The organism is Massilia sp. UBA6681 (genome assembly GCF_002454935.1).
GTDB classification, from domain to species: domain Bacteria; phylum Pseudomonadota; class Gammaproteobacteria; order Burkholderiales; family Burkholderiaceae_D; genus Telluria; species Telluria varians.
The window spans coordinates 1-15316 of the sequence record NZ_DKJX01000082.1 but is presented as its reverse complement, the minus strand read 5'-3'; the positions used below and the strand labels follow the sequence as shown (position 1 = coordinate 15316).

Below are 15316 nucleotides of genomic sequence, written 5' to 3'. Positions count from 1 at the left end.
CTTCACGGGCCGCCGCGCAGGTATTCGCGCTCGACCAGCACGGTATCGATGCCGTCGGTCAGCCACACCTGGCCGTCCTGGATCGTGCACTGCAGCTGCATGTTGCGCTTCGCCATCTTCTCGAGCTGGACGCTGGCCTCGTTCGGAATGTTGACCACCGCGACGTTCTTGGCCCGGTCGATCTTGTTGGCCAGGCCCCTGAACCAGATGTCGCTGGTGGCGCTGTAGCTGTACACGAGCACCTGCTCCGAGCGGCCCGCCGCCTTGAGAAGGCGCTTCTCGTCCGGCTGGCCGACCTCGATCCAGGTCTGGATGGCGCCGGTCAGGTCCTTCTGCCACATGGCCGGCTCCTCGACGTCGAACAGGTCCTTGGTGAACACGAGCGCCGGGTCCGCATGGAGTGCGAAGGCCAGCACCCGGATCATCACGCGCTCGTCGGTCTCGGACGGATGGCGCGCGATGGTCAGGGTGTGGTCGCCGTAGTAGTTGCGGTCCATGTCGGCGATCGACAGGTCGGCCTTGTAGATGGTTGCCTTGAGAGCCATAGGGGTGTGATCGGGTTGCGTGGGGGTGGAAAAGCCCGCTATTGTCGCACGCGCCGCACGGGACCGGTATAGGAGCGGCGCTCCAGAAGCGGTATAGTCACGTTGCCAATATTGTCCAACTTGTAGCGGAGACTCCCATGACCAATGCCTTCCCCCCGAACCAGCAGTTCTTGCTCGCCGCCCGTCCGCTCGGCATGCCGCGCAACGAGGACTGGCAGTTCCACGAAGAAGCCGTGCCCGAGCCGGAAGAAGGCGGCATCGTCGTCAAGGTGCTCTACCTGTCGCTCGACCCGGCCATGCGCGGCTGGATGAACGAGGGCAAATCGTATATCCGCCCGGTGGCGATCGGCGAGGTGATGCGCGCCGGCGGCCTGGGCGTGGTGGTGGCGTCGCGCTCGCCGCGCTTCGCGGTGGGCGATCACGTGGCCGGCGGCACCGGCGTGCAGCGCTACTGGTCCGGCCAGGCCGACGACAAGACCGCCGCGTTCACGAAGATCGACCCGCGCATCGCCCCCCCGACGGCCTGGCTCAACGCCCTCGGCATGCCCGGCATGACGGCCTTCTTCGGCCTGCGCGAGGTGGGCCAGCCCAAGCCCGGCGAGACCGTGGTGGTCTCGGGCGCGGCCGGCGCGGTCGGCATGACGGTCGGCCAGGTGGCGAAGAAGATGGGCTGCCGCGTGGTCGGCATCGCCGGCGGCGAGGAGAAGTGCCGCTTCGTGGTCGAGCAGCTCGGCTTCGACGCCTGCATCGACTACAAGGCGGGGTCCGTGCATGCGGGCCTGAAGGAGCACTGCCCGCAGGGCGTGGACGTCTATTTCGACAACGTCGGCGGCGAGATCCTGGACACCGTCCTCACCCGCATCAACATGAAGGCGCGCATCGTGATCTGCGGCGCGATCTCGCAGTACAACGCCACCAGCCAGGTCAAGGGCCCGGCCAACTACCTGTCGCTGCTGGTGAACCGCGCGCGCATGGAAGGCATGGTCGTGTTCGACTATGCGCCACGCTATGCGGAAGGCGTGGCGACGCTGGCCGGCTGGATGCAGGAAGGCAGCGTCAAGAGCATCGAGTACGTGGTGGAAGGCTTCGAACGCTTCCCCGAGGCCCTGCGGATGCTGTTCGAAGGCAGAAACCTCGGCAAGCTTGTGCTCAAGGTGGCGGAAGCCTGAGCCCTCCCAGGTGCTTCTTGATCCAGGCAAGAAGCACCGCATGATTGACTGAACTTCTCTCCTCGCGGCGCGTCTATATCAATTTGGTGCGCACATTGTCTTGCGAGGTGAACATGGCTCAGTTTCCACAAACGAGCGCAGAGCCGCCCGGCGGCATCCTGGCCCAGCTGCGCGCCGACCATGCGCAGGTGCGCGCCCTGTTCCACGCCTTCGCCATGCTCGACCGCGAAGAAGAAGCGCAGCGCGAGCGCGTGGTCGACGAACTGTGCGATGCGCTGACCATGCACGCGCTGCTCGAGGACGAACTATTCTACCCGGCGCTGCGCGGCGCGGTCGACGACGGCCTGCTCGAAGACGCGGCGCTGGAACACGACAGCACGCGCGAGCTCGTCCTGCAGCTCGCCGCCCTGTTCCCGGACGACGAGTACTTCGACGTCTGCGTCGCGGTGCTGGCCGACGAAGTGGAGCGCCACGTCGCCTTTGAAGAGAACCTGCTGTTCCCGGCGCTGGCGCGCGCCGGGGCCGACCAGCAGGCCCTGGGCCTGCGCCTGCGCACGCGCCGCGCCCAGCTCGAATCCGACCTCGCCAGCGCGCCGCCCGCGATCGACGGCATCGAGCCGCGCGGCCTGCTGCGCGGCTCTACCGGCCGCATGCGCGAGCGGCGTTCGCGTCCACGCTAGCGCGCGACCGGCCGGTGCGCCGATGCCGGTCCCGGCGCGAAGGAACTTACGCTTCAGCCTTCTCTCTAAACGGCACGAGCGCATCCATACGCGCTCGCGGTTCCCACATCGGACTTTGACACCTCAGGGCACACAAGGAGAGCGACATGGCGACAAGCAAAGAGAACGGCAAGGGCAATGCCCAGAAAGGCGGCGCGGGCAGCAGCCAGGCGCCGGCCAAGCGCGGTTTCGCGGCAATGGACCAGAACCAGCAGCGTGAAATCGCCAGCAAGGGCGGACAGGCGGCACACCAGAAAGGTACCGCGCACGAGTTCGATTCCGAAGAAGCACGCCGCGCCGGCCAGAAAGGCGGCGAGGCAGTCAGCCGCAACCGCGCTCACATGGCCGACATCGGGCGCAAGGGCGGCGAAAGCCGGCAGTCGGCCCAGCGCGCCGCCGCCGCGGCCAAGAACGCCGGCAACCGCCAGGGCGAAAAGGAGAGCTGACCAGCTTTCCGGCCACTAGACCAGTTCACCCATCCTGCTGAAACTTCCCCACGATGCATCCATACCACGGCGCCAGCCGGCGCCGTGGTCCTTCCGACACCGCGCGCCGGCGCCATGGTACATTGCCGGCCCTATGCACAAGCTTCCCTACCTCACGGCCTATCCCGACACCCTGCGCGCCCAGGTCGGCCAGCTGATCGATGCCGGCCAGCTCGGCGCGGTGCTCCTGCAGCGCTACCCCGAGGCCCATGGCATCCGCACCGACAAGGCGCTCTACGCCTATGTGCAGGGGCTGAAGGACGACTACCTGCGCCAGGCCGAGCCGGTGGTCAAGGTCGCCTTCGACAGCAAGATCCACGTGGTGCAGCACGCGCTCGGGCTGCACACCGCGATCTCGCGCGTCCAGGGCAGCCGCCTGAAGGCCAAGCGCGAGATCCGCATCGCCAGCGTGTTCCGCGACGCCCCGCTACCCTTCCTGCGCATGATCGCGGTGCACGAGCTGGCCCACCTGAAGGAAAAGGAGCACGACAAGGCCTTCTACAAGCTGTGCTCCTGGATGGAGCCGCACTACCACCAGCTCGAGTTCGACCTGCGGCTCTACCTGACCTGGCTCGACCTGGGCGGGCGGCGCCTGTGGGGCGCGGACGCAGGCATCGTTGCCATCCAACAACAAACCTTGTCAGATTGACTCGTTGCGTAGTGTGAATATCTCGACTTTGCCTGTCGCGTTGGGTAAAGTCCGGAGTCGTTTTTCCCTTAGCGGGGCCTGGTCGTTCCGCCCCGCACAGCAGCCTGAACCATGACGTCCCAGTTTTCCTTCCCCTCCAAAGCGCTGCCGGCTGCCCTGCGTGGCGGCGTGCTGGCCTTCGGCCTGACGGCTGCCGTAACCGGCCATGCGGCAGCCGCCGATGCCGCCGCCGCGCCGGCGTGGAAGTTTTCCGGCTTCGGCACATTGGGCGCCGTCTACGCGAGCGTGCGCGACGCGGACTTCAGTTCCACCGTCCTGCGCGCCAACGGCGCCGGCCGCAGCGAAGCCTGGAGCCCGGACGTCGACAGCCGCCTGGGCGCGCAGCTCGACCTGTCCCTGGGCCGCTGGTCGGGCGTGCTGCAGGTGGTGAGCGAGCAGGACATGGAAGGCAGCTACCGCCCGCGCGTCGCCTGGGCCAACGTCAAGTACCAGGCCACCCCGGACCTGGCGCTGCGCGTCGGGCGCATCGCCCTGCCGGTGTTCCTCGCGGCCGATTACCGCAAGGTCGGCTATACCATGGCCTGGGTGCGGCCTCCGGTCGAGGTGTACGGCGGGCTGCCGATCTCCAGCAGCGACGGCATCGACGCCACCTGGCGCTGGGGCAAGGGCGCTACGCGCCATGCCACCCAAGCCTTCCTCGGCCGTACCGACACCCGCTTGTTCGACGACCGCCGCGTGGAGGCGCACGGCATTGCCGGGCTGTCCCACAGCATCGAGCACGGCGCGCTGAGCGCACGCATGTCGGCCCTGACCGCCCACCTGACGACCGGGCTTGCGGCGGACGTGTTCGCCGGCATGCGCGCCTTCGGCCCGCAGGGGGTGGCGCTGGCCGATCGTTATGCGATCGAGCACAAGCGCGTCAGCATGGTCAGCGCCGGCTTCAGCTACGATCCCGGACAGTGGTTCCTGAACGCCGAAGCCGGGCACGCCCAGACCCACTCGCTGCTCGGCCGGACCACCACCATGTATGCCGGCGGCGGCTACCGCTTCGCCAGCCTGACGCCCCACCTCGGCTTCGCCAAGGTGCGCGCGCACGGCGCCACCCGCGCCCCGGGCCTGGCGCTGGCCGGACTGCCGGCGCGGGCGCAGGCAACGGCCGCCGCGCTCAACGCCGGCCTGAATGCCTACCTGGCGACGATCCCGATCCAGACCACGCTCAGCACCGGCCTGCGCTGGGACCTGGCCACGGGCGCCGCCCTGAAGGTCCAGTATGACCGCCTGCGGCCGACCGACGGTTCGCGCGGCACCCTGATCAACACGCCGTCCAGCTTCCGCTCGGGCGAGACCGTGCACGTGGCCAGCATGGCCCTCGACTTCGTCTTCTGAGGCCGCGCATGGGTATCCGCTTCCGACACCTGATGGCTGCCGCCGCGCTCGCACTGGCGGCGTGCGCCGACGCCTCGGCCGAACTGGTCGTGATCGTCTCGGCACGCAACCCGCTGCCGGCGCTGTCGCCCGACCAGGTCGCCGCGATCTTCCTGGGCCAGGCCGGGCGCTTCCCCGGCGGGGGCGAAGTGGTGGCGCTCGACCAGCGTCTCGGCTCGGACGAACGCGAGCAGTTCTACGCCCAGGTCACCGGCAAGACCCCGGCCCTGCTCAAGGCGCACTGGTCGAAGATGGTCTTCACCGGCCGCGGCCAGCCGCCGCGCGAAGCCGCCGACAGCGCCAGCGTGCGCCGCATGGTGGCCGACAATCCTTCGATGATCGGCTACATCGACCGCGCCGCGCTGGACGCCAGCGTGCGTCCGGTGCTGGTGCTGCGCTGATTCCATGAACTACATGGTCCCGCCCGCCACCCCCAGGGCGCCGCATGCGCGGCCGAACGGGCGCCGCGCGGCGCTGCTGGGCTGGCTCGGGCGCGGACTGGAAACCCACATCTCGCTGCCGCTGTTCGCGCTGCTGCTGGTGGCGGTCCTGTGGACCACCGCCGTCCACATGATCCGCGCCGAGGAGCGCGCCGCGCACGCGGCGGCCCGGGAAGCCACGCGCGAACTGGTCGACACCTACGAGGCCCAGATGGCGCGCAGCCTGAGCGGCATCGACCAGACCCTGCGCGTGCTGCAGTACGCGGTCGAGACCAACGGCCCGGACGCCGCCCTGGGGGCGATGAGCGCCAAGGGCCTGCTGCCGCCGGGCCTGGTGTTCCAGGTCGCGATCATCAGCGACGGCGGCCGCGTACTGGCGAGCAATCCGCACAGCCGCCCCGGCGGCGACGTCTCGCGCGCGCCCTGGTTCGCCCGGCACCGCGACAAGGACAGCCCTGCACCTTACGTCGGCACGACCGTCGGCCGGCGCGAGCCGCACGTGGTGTTCTCGCGCCGCATCAACACGAGCGACGGCCGCTTCGCGGGCGTCGCCACCGTCGCCGTCGACCCGGCATTCTTCACCAGCTCCTACGAACACTCGCGCCTGGGAGGGCGCGGCCTGCTCGGCGTCGCCGGCAGCGACGGCATCGTGCGCGCGGTACGCGTCGGCGAACAGGTCTCATGGGGCCAGCGGGTCGCCATCGGCAAGGACGACGACATCGTGCTCGGCCAGAGCGGGATCGACCGCGAACGGCGCTACACCAGCACCCGCGCCATGGTCGGTTTCCCGCTGGTGGCCGTGGTCGGCCTGTCCGAAGCCGAGCAGATGGCCGCATTCCACGCCCGGCGCCGCGCCTGGCTGCTCGGCGCCGGCGCCGGCACCGCCCTGCTGCTGGTCGTCGTCACCCTGGTCAGCGCGTGGTCGTGGCAGCTGGCCAAGGCGCGCAGGCGCGAGCGGCTGGCGCAGGAAACCTACGCCGCCGCCTCCGAGGCCAGCCTGGACGCCTTCTTCGTGCTCCGCACCATTCCCGGCGCGCACGGAGGCGTCATGGACTTCCTGATCGAGACCACCAACACCCGCGCCGAACAGCTCACCGGCCTGGCCAAGGAGCGCATGCAGGGCAAGCGCATGTCAGTGCTGCTGCCGACCCATATGGGCCTGGGCATCTTCGACGACCTCGCGGCGGTGGCGACCGACGGCGTGGCGCGCGAGGCGGAATGGCTGGCCCACATGATTCCCGTGGAGGACCGCTGGCTGCACCGCCAGGTGGTGCCGGTGGAAGGCGGCGTGGTGGCGATCGTGCGCGACATCACCGAGCGCAAGCTCGCCGAGCAGCGCATCCGCCACCTGGCGCACCACGACGATCTCACCGGCCTGCCGAACCGCAGCCTGCTGCGCGACCGCCTCGGCCAGGCCATCCGCGACGCCGAGCGCAAGGGCCACGCGGTGGGCCTGGCCTTCATCGACCTGGACGGCTTCAAGCTGGTCAACGACGGGCTCGGCCACAACGCCGGCGACGAGCTGCTGAAGGTGGTGGGCGCGCGCATGGGCCAGTGCCTGCGCCGCAACGACACCCTGGCGCGCTTCGGCGGCGACGAATTCGTGATCCTGCTGCCCGACATCTCGGGCGACCCGATGGCGATCACGCCGCTGCTCGAAAAGGTGCGCGAGGCCGTCACCGAGCCGGTCGAGGTCGAGGGCCAGGAGGTGCAGGTCAGCTGCAGCATGGGCGTGGTGCTGTACCCGCGCGACGGCGAGGACGCCAACACCCTCATGATGAACGCCGATGCGGCGATGTACCGCGCCAAGGAACACAAGGACAGCTTCCAGTTCTACGCCAGCGAGATGAACGCCAGCGTGGAAGAGAAGCTGGTGCTGCTGGAAGGCATGCGCGCCGCGCTCGAGGCCTGCCTCGACCCCGGCTGCAAGGGCGAGCACTGCCAGTTCCAGCTGTTGTACCAGCCGAAGGTCGACCTGCGTACCGGCCGCCTGTTCGGGGTCGAGGCCCTGATCCGCTGGAAACACCCGGAACAGGGCATGATTTCGCCGCTGCGCTTCATCGGCCTGGCCGAAGAGAGCGGCCTGATCGTGCCGCTGGGCGAATGGGTGGTGCGCACCGCCTGCGCCCAGGGCGTGGCCTGGCGCGCGGCCGGCCTGCCGCCCCTGAGCATCTCGGTCAACGTGTCGGCCCGCCAGTTCGAGGAAAAGCGCCTGGTCGAGCGCATCGCCGGCGCCCTGCGCGACTCCAAGCTGCCGCCGGAAGCGCTGGAAGTCGAGGTGACCGAAAGCTCGATCATGCGCGACCTTGGACGCGCGGTGGACAAGATGCGCGAACTGAAGGCCATGGGCGTGTCGCTCTCGATCGACGACTTCGGCACCGGTTATTCGAGCCTGTCGGCGCTGAAATCCTTCCCGATCAGCCGCCTGAAGATCGACAAGAGTTTTGTCAGCGACCTGGCCGACAGCCCCGATGACCAGGCCATCGCGATGGCCGTGATCTCGCTGGGCCACAAGCTGAACCTGCGCGTCATCGCCGAGGGCGTGGAAACCGCGCAGCAGCGCGACTTCCTGCGCGCCAACGACTGCGACGAGATGCAGGGCTACCTGTTCAGCCGTCCGGTGCCGCCCGAGCGGATCGCGGAACTGCTGGCCGAAGCTGCCATCCCGTTGGAGCCGGCATGAACGCGCTGCGGCGTCTCGTCGTCCTGCTGTGCGGCAGCGATCCGAAACTGCGCCGCACGCTGCAATACTGGGCCGCGACCTGCGTGCTCTACGTGGCCTGCATTGCCCTCCTGTTGCTGCAGGTGAGCGAGGGCATGGCGGATCCGGCTGCTGCGGACAAGCTCGTCACCTTCGGCGGCAGCGGCGCGCTCCTGTTCTACGTCCTGATCCGCGTCAGCGGGCGCCTCAAGCTGGCGCCCGACCAGCTGGCGGTGTCGCAGGCGGTGTTCTCGCTGGCCTGCGGCATGGCGGCCTATGCGATCTCGGGGCCGCTGCGCGGCGCCATGCTGATCATGACCGTGGTCGTGATCGTGTTCTGCATGTTCGCCGCCAAGCCGCGCCAGACCCTGCTGCTCACCATTGCCGCGCTCGCCGGCATGGGCGCCACCATGTACCGGATGCAGGCCAGCGACCCGCAGCGCTACCCGCCGATGACCGAACTGATCACCTTCGGCTACCTGGCCGGCGCCCTGCTCTCCACCGCGGTGCTGAGCGGCGAGATGAGCAAGCTGCGCGCGCGCCTGAAGCGCCAGCGCCGCGAACTGAGCGAGGCACTGGACACCATCCGGGTGCTGGCCACGGTGGACGAACTGACCTCGCTGGTCAACCGCCGCCGCATGCACGAGGTGCTGGAGGCCGAGGAGAGGCGCCAGTCCGACGGCCGCCAGGGTGGCAAAGGCGCGTGCATCGCCCTGCTCGACATCGATTTCTTCAAGCAGGTGAACGACCGGTACGGCCACGCCACCGGCGACGCGGTGCTGCGCAGCTTTTCGAGCACGGCGCGCGCCTGCCTGCGCGGCGGCGACGTGCTGGCGCGCTGGGGTGGCGAGGAATTCCTGCTGCTGTTGCCGGATGCCGCGCCCGAGGACGCGCGCGTCGTGCTGGAGCGGATGGCCGAGCGCATCCACGGCATGCAGGTAGCCGGCCTGCCGGACCGCCGCATCAGCTTCTCGGCGGGACTGGCCACGCGCCGCGCCGGCGAGCCCTTTGCCGACGCCATCCACCGCGCCGACAAGGCGCTCTACCAGGCCAAGGAGGCCGGGCGCGACCGCATCGTGCTGGCCTGAGGCGCAGTCCGCCGGGCGCATGATCGGTGCGGCGCTCGTCCATGCCGTTTGCTAGCATGCGGGCATGACAATCAAGGTACTTTTGGTAGATGACCTGCTGCTGGACGTGGCCCTGACGCGCCGCGCCATGGAAGACTGCAAGCTGGCGCACCGCATCGTGGTGGCCAGCGATGGCGAAGAGGCGTACCGGCTGCTGGGCGAGGCCTGCTTCGACCTGCTGCTGCTCGACATCAAGATGCCGCGCGTCGACGGTTTCGAACTGATGGAACGCCTGCGCGGGCGCGCCGCCGGCCACCTGCCGGTCATCGTCCTGTCCGGCTCGGCGCTGGAGACCGACCGTACGCGTGCCGATGCGCTGGGAGCGATCGAGTACGTGCACAAGGCGTTCGACTATGGAGAATTCCGGCACGCGCTGAAAGCCGCCCTCGGGCGGCACGGTTTCTGCTGACGCCCCACTCAGACCCGGGCCAGCACCGCCGCCACGATGCGGTCGCAGCGGTCGCCGTCGAAGGCGAAGGCCGAGGCAGCCGCCTCGTCAAAGTCGCGCGCCAGCGCCGTGCGCAGCATGGCGCGTGCGCGGAAGAAGCAGCTGCGCACCGTCGCTTCCGGAATGCCGAGCACCGCCGCCGTCTCGCCGGCCGACATGTCCTCGACCGCACGCAGCACGAACACGGTGCGCAGCCGCTCGGGGAGCGCGTCGATGCGCGCCTCGATCAGGCGGCGCGCTTCCAGGCGGAGTGCGGCTTCCTCGGGCCGGTCGGTCGCGCCCCCCGGGGCATCGTCCATGGCGTCCTCCTCGCTGCCGGGCACCAGCCGCAGGATGCCGTCGCGGCGCTGCTGCCTGCGCAGCCTTGCGTTGGCTTCGTTCACCACGATGCGCGTCAGCCAGGTCGAGACGCTGGCCTCGCCGCGGAAGGTGGCGGCCTTGCGGTAGGCCAGCAGGTAGGCTTCCTGCACCACGTCCTCGGCCTCGGCATCGTCCCTGAGGATGCTGCGCGCGGTGCGGTACAGGCGCTGGTTGTGGGTGCGCATGAGCAGCTCGAACGCACCCGGCGCGCCGGCCGCCACCAGCGCCATCAGTTCCGGCCCGCTCGCCGCGGCCACGCCCGCCTTGCCCATCGTTCGCCTCCTCAACGGATCACCAGCGTTGCCCGCATCGTGCGGTGCAGCGTGCACAGGTAGGGATAGCGTCCGCGCTGCACCGCCTTGAAGCTCCAGCTCGCGCCGGCCGCGATGGCGGGCGAAGCCGGCCCGCCCTTGCTGCCCGCGGTGGCGGTATGCGGGAACGGATCGCGGTTGCGCCAGACCACAGTATCGCCCACCCGCAGCTCCAGCGTCTCGGGAATGAAGCGCATGCCTTCGATCACGACGGTGTGCACCGCCGGGGCGCCGCGCGCCGCATCCCCAGGCACGGCGATCGTCAGCGTCAGCGCCGCCATCCAGGCGGCCATCGAACGCGCGATCATGGCGCGCCCCTACTTGAGCGAAGCGTCGAGCTGCTTCGCATGCTCGAGGTGCGCCACGAAGGCCGGGCGCACCTTGACCAGCGTGTCCTTCAGCTCGGCGTTCCTGGTGTTCGGGATCAGGGTCTTGTCGAGCGCATCGATCACCGCCTGGTGGTAGCGCACTTCGTGCGCCACGTAGGCCTGGTCGAATGCCTTGCCCTCGAGCGCCTTGAGCCTGGCCAGGTTGTCGCTGCCGCCCTGCTTCAAGCTCTTGCCCAGTTCACTGTCGCGTGGCGTCAGCTTCAGTTTCTTCACCAGGGCCAGTGCCTGCTTGTTGACGCCGCTGTGGTCGGTGACCATCTGCCTGGCGAAGGCTTTCACCTCGGCGTTGCTGCTGGTCTTCCCGGCCAAGTTGCCGGCGTCGATATCGACCTGGTTGGCAGCGACGACGATGCCGGCAATCTGGGCGTCGTCCGGGACGGACTGGGCCAGGGCGGCGGCGGCGGCCAGCGCGAGCGCAGCGGCGGCCGCGCCGGCAATCAGCTTGTGTTGCAAGGTATGCATGGTGCTCTCCTCGATCAAGGTCCGTGTATTGGCGTCCTTCCCGACATTAGATGCCACGTGATGCGCTGCCGTTGCATACCGCGTTCGGCATGCCGAAGAAATAAAACTACTTTTTAGCCCTAATGAAGATTGTTTCAGGCAATTTATTCTGTTACTTTACTACATCGACAACTTCTTGATGGGGGTTCGGTGTACCGGTTCATCCTTGCGATTGTAGCCATCCTGCCGGCTGCCTGGGCCAACGCGGCCCCTTACCAGATCCAGCACGTCGAGCCGCCCAACTGGTGGGCCGGCATGAAACAGCCTGGCCTCCAGTTGATGGTACATGGCGAAAAGATCGCCGAACTGGCCCCCGCCCTGGCCCGTCCCTACCCGGGCGTGCGCGTTACCGGGGTCGAGCGTACCGACAACCCGAACTACCTGTTCGTGAACCTGGCCATCGGCAAGGACGCCCGGCCGGGCGAACTCCAGCTGCAATTCCGGCGCGGCAAGGAACTAGTTACCAGCCACACTTACCGGCTGGAGCCGCGCCGCCCGGGTTCGGCCGAGCGCCGCAGCTTCGGCGCCGGCGATGCGATCTACCTGCTCATGCCGGACCGCTTCGCGAACGGCAACCCGGCGAACGACCAGGCCGGCATGCTCGAAGGGGCCGAGCGCGCCAACCCGGTGAAGCGCCATGGCGGCGACCTGGCCGGCATGCGCGCCCATCTCGACTACATCCGCGACCTCGGCTTCACCATGGTCTGGCCGACACCGGTGCTGGAGAACAACCAGCCCTCCTATTCCTACCATGGCTACGCGCTGACCGATTATTACAAGATTGACCCGCGTTTTGGCAGCAACGAGGAGTTCCGCGACTACGTCGCCGCCGCGAAGGCGAAGGGCCTGGGCATCATCCACGACATCGTGCTCAACCACATCGGCACCAGCCACTGGTGGATGCGCGACCTGCCGGCGCGCGACTGGATCAACCATGGCACCACGTTCACGCCCACCAACAACCAGCACACGGTGGCCCAGGACATCCACGTGGCGCCGGAAGAAAAGGCGCGCTTCTTCGACGGCTGGTTCGTCGAGACCATGCCCGACCTGAACCAGCGCAACCGCCTGGTGGCGCGCTACCTGATCCAGAATACGCTGTGGTGGATCGAGTACGCCGACCTGTCCGGCATCCGCGAGGACACCTATTCGTACTCCGACAAGGATTTCCTGAACGAGTGGAACCGCGCCGTGGCCGCCGAGTACCCGCACATGAACGTGGTCGGCGAAGAGATGGACGCGCGGCCCTACATGGTGGCCTACTGGCAGAAGGGCGTCGTCAACCGCGACGGCTATGCGTCCGAACTGCCGACCGTGATGGACTTCCCGCTGTCCGATACGGCTAGCGAGGCGCTGGCCGAGCCGGAGTCGTACAACAAGGGCTTGATCCGGATCTACGAGACCATAGCGGCCGACTACCTGTATGCCGACCCGATGCGCCTGATGGTCTTCCCCGACAATCACGACCGGCCGCGCATGCTGGCCACGGTCGACAACAAGGTCGAGCTGGCGAAGTCCAACCTGATCCTGATGGCGACCACGCGCGGCATCCCGCAGGTGTTCTACGGCACCGAGGTCCTGATCAGCAGCCCGAAGCAGCGCGACGACGGCGTGCTGCGCGCCGACATGCCGGGCGGCTGGGCGGGCGACCGGGTGAATGCCTTCACCGGCGCCGGCCTGTCGCCGGTCCAGCGCGACATGCAGGGCTTCGTGCGCACGCTGTTCAACTGGCGCAAGACCAGCTCGGCGGTCACGCAGGGCAAGCTGACCCACTACCTGCCGAAGGACGGTAGCTACGTCTACTTCCGCCATGACGGCAAGCAGACCGTGATGGTGGTGCTGAACAAGAATGCCGGCGACACCCGCCTCGATCTGGGGCGCTTCGCCGGCATGATCAAGGGCGCGCGCAGCGCCACCAATGTCCTGACCGGGGCCCGGGTGGACCTGGGCGCGCCGCTGGCGCTGCCGGCCATGACCTCGGTGGTGCTGGCGTGGTAAGCGCCGGCGGCAGGCGGGTGCTGGTGGCCGGCGGCGTCGGCATCGACACCATCGTGCAGGTGCCCGCGCTGCCGCTGGCGATGGCCGATTCGATTCACGTGCCGCCGGTCGTCGACTACGTGGCGCACACCGGCAACGGCGTCGCCCTCGGGCTGCTGGCGCTCGGCCATCACCCGGTGCTGATCGACTTCATCGGCGACGACCCTCAGGCGCAGCTGATCCACGCTCGTTACCGCGAGCGCGGCCTGCCCTTCGACTACCTGGTCCACCCGAGCGGGACCCGGCGCAGCGTCAACCTGGTCGCCCCCGACGGGCGCCGCCTGTCGCTGTACGACGGCCGCCACCCCGACAGCGTGCGCATGCCGCGCACCTTCTACCTGCCGCGCATGCAGGAGGCGGAACACGTCCACCTGAGCATCATGCCCTGGGCGGCCGCGCTGTTCGACGACGCCGCCGCCCTCGGCCTGCCGGTGTCGACCGACCTGCACGACTGGGACGGCGGCAATCCCCATCACCTGGGCTTCGCGCGGCGCGCCGACCTGGTGTTCCTGAGCGCCGCGGCGCTGGGCGGGGGCGTATTCGACACGATGCGCGCCATCCTGCGCGAGGGCCGGGCGCGGCTGGTCGTGGCGACCGCCGGCGCGGCCGGCAGCCATGTACTGGAACGGGGACAGGAGCGGATCCGGCACACCGCCTGCGCCATGCTGGACGGGCCGGTAGTGGACAGCAACGGCGCCGGCGACGCCTTCTCCTCCGCCTTCCTGCACGCCTGGTTCGAGGGCGCCACGGTGGACGAATGCATGCGCACCGGGGCCATCGGCGGCGCCTTCGCCTGCCGCTTCCACGGGACGGCCGAGCGCAGCCTGGGGCTGGACGAGCTGGCGCGGTATCGCGCCGGCTCAGGCCTTCAGGAGGCGCGCTAAGGCCTTGCCGCCGGGCGCATCGGGGAACAGGGTGCGCGCCATGCGTTGCGGATCGATCCGGAACGCCTCGGCGCAGGCCTGGGAAATCAGGCTGTCGAGACCCAGCGTCGGGCGCAGGTCGCGTCCCTCGAACAGGTCGCCCGGGGCCAGGCCCGGCCAGTCCGCCACCACCCGGCCGCCCTGCACCGCGCCGCCGAGCAGCATGGCGGCCGCGCCGGTGCCATGGTCGGTGCCGCCGGTGCCGTTGGCCGCCGCCGTGCGGCCGAACTCGGTCGCCACCAGCACCATGGTATGGTCCCAGGCGGCTCCCAGGCCCTGGCGCAGGCCGGCCACCAGGGTATCCAGGTTGCGCAGCTGGGCCGCCAGCCGGCCGGCCTGGCCGCTGTGGGTGTCCCAGCCGCCGGTCTCGATCATCGCGATGCGCGGGCCGTCCGCGCGCGCGAGAAAGGCGGCGGCCATGCGTCCCAGTTCGCCCGGCTCCTGGCGCCTGGCCTTGCCATCCATGCCGCCTGCCATGCCGCGCGCGTCCATGGCGGCGGACCACAGCGCATGCAGCTGGGGATCGTTCGCATACAGCTGCTGCACGCGCAGCATCAGGTCCTCGTTCGCGTCCGGCAGGCCGGACGGGGCATAGGACGGCACCGGCAGGCTTCCCCGCAGCGCCATCGGCACGGTCGGGGCGAAGGCGATGGCGCTCCTGCCGCGCTGCGACAGCAGGGCCACCAGGCGGTTCATCCAGCCGTCCTTGAGCGCGTAGGCGGCGCGCCCGCCGGTTTCGAGAATGTTCTGGCCGTCGAAGTGCGAGCGCTCGCGGTAGGGCGAGGCCACGGCGTGGAAGAAGCTGGCCTGGCCCGCGTCGTACAGCGCGTGCAGCGTGGCCAGCGACGAATGCAGCGCGAAGCTGCCGTCGAGCCGGAGCGCGCTTTCCGGCGCGATCGCCAGCGCGCCGCGCAGGCGCGCATAGCCCGGATCGGCGGTCGGGATCACGGTGTGCAGGCCGTCGGCCGCGCCGCGCTGGATGATGAAGACGAAGCGCCGCTCGCCCGGGATGGCGGCGCCGGCGAAGCTGAGGCGCGGCCCCGCCAGCAGCGCGGCGGCGGCGGCCAGGAAGGCGCGTCGGTCGAGA

16 protein-coding genes are annotated in these 15316 nt (G+C 69.3%); 11 read left to right on the top strand and 5 right to left on the bottom strand.

What is annotated here, in order from left to right:
- Positions 1-2: 2 nt before the first annotated feature.
- Entirely contained in the window at positions 3-545 is a 543-nt protein-coding gene (locus tag B2R83_RS13920) for a YaeQ family protein (RefSeq protein WP_036211422.1), read from the bottom strand.
- Positions 546-682: 137 nt separating this feature from the next.
- Between B2R83_RS13920 and B2R83_RS13915 the strand changes: the two genes are divergently transcribed.
- From B2R83_RS13915 to B2R83_RS13875, 9 genes are all read left to right on the top strand, one after another.
- Positions 683-1714 (top strand): NADP-dependent oxidoreductase, encoded by a 1032-nt coding sequence (locus B2R83_RS13915; RefSeq protein WP_292042308.1) that lies wholly within the window; start codon positions 683-685, stop codon positions 1712-1714.
- A 113-nt stretch (positions 1715-1827) separates the two neighbouring features.
- Positions 1828-2394 (top strand): hemerythrin domain-containing protein, encoded by a 567-nt coding sequence (locus B2R83_RS13910; RefSeq protein WP_292042306.1) that lies wholly within the window; start codon positions 1828-1830, stop codon positions 2392-2394.
- Between the two features lie 146 nt (positions 2395-2540).
- Complete coding sequence (locus tag B2R83_RS13905) at positions 2541-2879, top strand: KGG domain-containing protein (RefSeq protein WP_051996526.1); 339 nt, start codon at positions 2541-2543, stop codon at positions 2877-2879.
- A gap of 133 nt (positions 2880-3012) precedes the next feature.
- Positions 3013-3567 (top strand): M48 family metallopeptidase, encoded by a 555-nt coding sequence (locus B2R83_RS13900; RefSeq protein ID WP_292042304.1) that lies wholly within the window; start codon positions 3013-3015, stop codon positions 3565-3567.
- A 111-nt stretch (positions 3568-3678) separates the two neighbouring features.
- Complete coding sequence (locus B2R83_RS13895; protein WP_292042301.1) at positions 3679-4953, top strand: hypothetical protein; 1275 nt, start codon at positions 3679-3681, stop codon at positions 4951-4953.
- Between the two features lie 8 nt (positions 4954-4961).
- Positions 4962-5393 (top strand): phosphate ABC transporter substrate-binding protein, encoded by a 432-nt coding sequence (locus tag B2R83_RS13890; protein WP_292042299.1) that lies wholly within the window; start codon positions 4962-4964, stop codon positions 5391-5393.
- Positions 5394-5397: 4 nt separating this feature from the next.
- A complete protein-coding gene (locus B2R83_RS13885) occupies positions 5398-8115 on the top strand; it encodes a bifunctional diguanylate cyclase/phosphodiesterase (protein WP_292042297.1) in 2718 nt (905 codons plus the stop codon).
- On the top strand, positions 8112-9221 hold the full coding sequence (locus B2R83_RS13880) for a GGDEF domain-containing protein (protein WP_292042294.1): 1110 nt from the start codon (positions 8112-8114) through the stop codon (positions 9219-9221). The genes B2R83_RS13885 and B2R83_RS13880 overlap by 4 nt, the downstream gene beginning before the upstream one ends.
- 64 nt (positions 9222-9285) lie before the next feature.
- Positions 9286-9669 (top strand): response regulator, encoded by a 384-nt coding sequence (locus tag B2R83_RS13875; RefSeq protein ID WP_292042292.1) that lies wholly within the window; start codon positions 9286-9288, stop codon positions 9667-9669.
- An 8-nt stretch (positions 9670-9677) separates the two neighbouring features.
- Here the strand turns inward: B2R83_RS13875 and B2R83_RS13870 are convergent, their stop codons facing one another.
- Genes B2R83_RS13870 through B2R83_RS13860 form a run of 3 tightly spaced genes read right to left on the bottom strand, consistent with a single transcriptional unit; the run spans position 9678 to position 11230 of the window.
- The gene (locus B2R83_RS13870) at positions 9678-10340 is read right to left on the bottom strand and encodes an RNA polymerase sigma factor (RefSeq protein WP_292042291.1); all 663 of its coding nucleotides are present in this window, start codon (positions 10338-10340) and stop codon (positions 9678-9680) included.
- Positions 10341-10351: 11 nt separating this feature from the next.
- Positions 10352-10687, bottom strand: a complete 336-nt coding sequence (locus tag B2R83_RS13865; RefSeq protein ID WP_292042289.1) for a cupredoxin domain-containing protein — start codon at positions 10685-10687, stop codon at positions 10352-10354.
- 9 nt (positions 10688-10696) lie between these two features.
- Positions 10697-11230 carry a DUF4142 domain-containing protein gene (locus B2R83_RS13860; RefSeq protein ID WP_292042287.1) on the bottom strand — a complete coding sequence of 178 codons (534 nt, stop codon included), beginning with the start codon at positions 11228-11230 and terminating at the stop codon, positions 10697-10699.
- A gap of 189 nt (positions 11231-11419) precedes the next feature.
- Between B2R83_RS13860 and B2R83_RS13855 the strand changes: the two genes are divergently transcribed.
- Both B2R83_RS13855 and B2R83_RS13850 read left to right on the top strand, forming a co-directional pair.
- Positions 11420-13267 (top strand): glycoside hydrolase family 13 protein, encoded by a 1848-nt coding sequence (locus B2R83_RS13855; RefSeq protein WP_292042285.1) that lies wholly within the window; start codon positions 11420-11422, stop codon positions 13265-13267.
- Positions 13261-14190, top strand: coding sequence for a carbohydrate kinase family protein (locus B2R83_RS13850; protein WP_292042283.1), 930 nt, complete (start codon positions 13261-13263; stop codon positions 14188-14190). The genes B2R83_RS13855 and B2R83_RS13850 overlap by 7 nt, the downstream gene beginning before the upstream one ends.
- Here the strand turns inward: B2R83_RS13850 and B2R83_RS13845 are convergent.
- Positions 14167-15316: DUF1501 domain-containing protein (locus tag B2R83_RS13845; protein WP_414674420.1), on the bottom strand; the 1150-nt coding region annotated here is incomplete at its 5' end. The genes B2R83_RS13850 and B2R83_RS13845 overlap by 24 nt on opposite strands.

Coding starts and splice junctions, on each gene's coding strand:
- B2R83_RS13895 (WP_292042301.1), top strand. CDS start 3,679: ATGACGTCCCAGTTTTCCTTCCCCTCCAAAGCGCTGCCGGCTGCCCTG.
- B2R83_RS13920 (WP_036211422.1), bottom strand. CDS start 545: ATGGCTCTCAAGGCAACCATCTACAAGGCCGACCTGTCGATCGCCGAC.
- B2R83_RS13905 (WP_051996526.1), top strand. CDS start 2,541: ATGGCGACAAGCAAAGAGAACGGCAAGGGCAATGCCCAGAAAGGCGGC.
- B2R83_RS13885 (WP_292042297.1), top strand. CDS start 5,398: ATGAACTACATGGTCCCGCCCGCCACCCCCAGGGCGCCGCATGCGCGG.
- B2R83_RS13910 (WP_292042306.1), top strand. CDS start 1,828: ATGGCTCAGTTTCCACAAACGAGCGCAGAGCCGCCCGGCGGCATCCTG.
- B2R83_RS13860 (WP_292042287.1), bottom strand. CDS start 11,230: ATGCATACCTTGCAACACAAGCTGATTGCCGGCGCGGCCGCCGCTGCG.
- B2R83_RS13880 (WP_292042294.1), top strand. CDS start 8,112: ATGAACGCGCTGCGGCGTCTCGTCGTCCTGCTGTGCGGCAGCGATCCG.
- B2R83_RS13900 (WP_292042304.1), top strand. CDS start 3,013: ATGCACAAGCTTCCCTACCTCACGGCCTATCCCGACACCCTGCGCGCC.
- B2R83_RS13865 (WP_292042289.1), bottom strand. CDS start 10,687: ATGATCGCGCGTTCGATGGCCGCCTGGATGGCGGCGCTGACGCTGACG.
- B2R83_RS13915 (WP_292042308.1), top strand. CDS start 683: ATGACCAATGCCTTCCCCCCGAACCAGCAGTTCTTGCTCGCCGCCCGT.
- B2R83_RS13890 (WP_292042299.1), top strand. CDS start 4,962: ATGGGTATCCGCTTCCGACACCTGATGGCTGCCGCCGCGCTCGCACTG.
- B2R83_RS13870 (WP_292042291.1), bottom strand. CDS start 10,340: ATGGGCAAGGCGGGCGTGGCCGCGGCGAGCGGGCCGGAACTGATGGCG.
- B2R83_RS13875 (WP_292042292.1), top strand. CDS start 9,286: ATGACAATCAAGGTACTTTTGGTAGATGACCTGCTGCTGGACGTGGCC.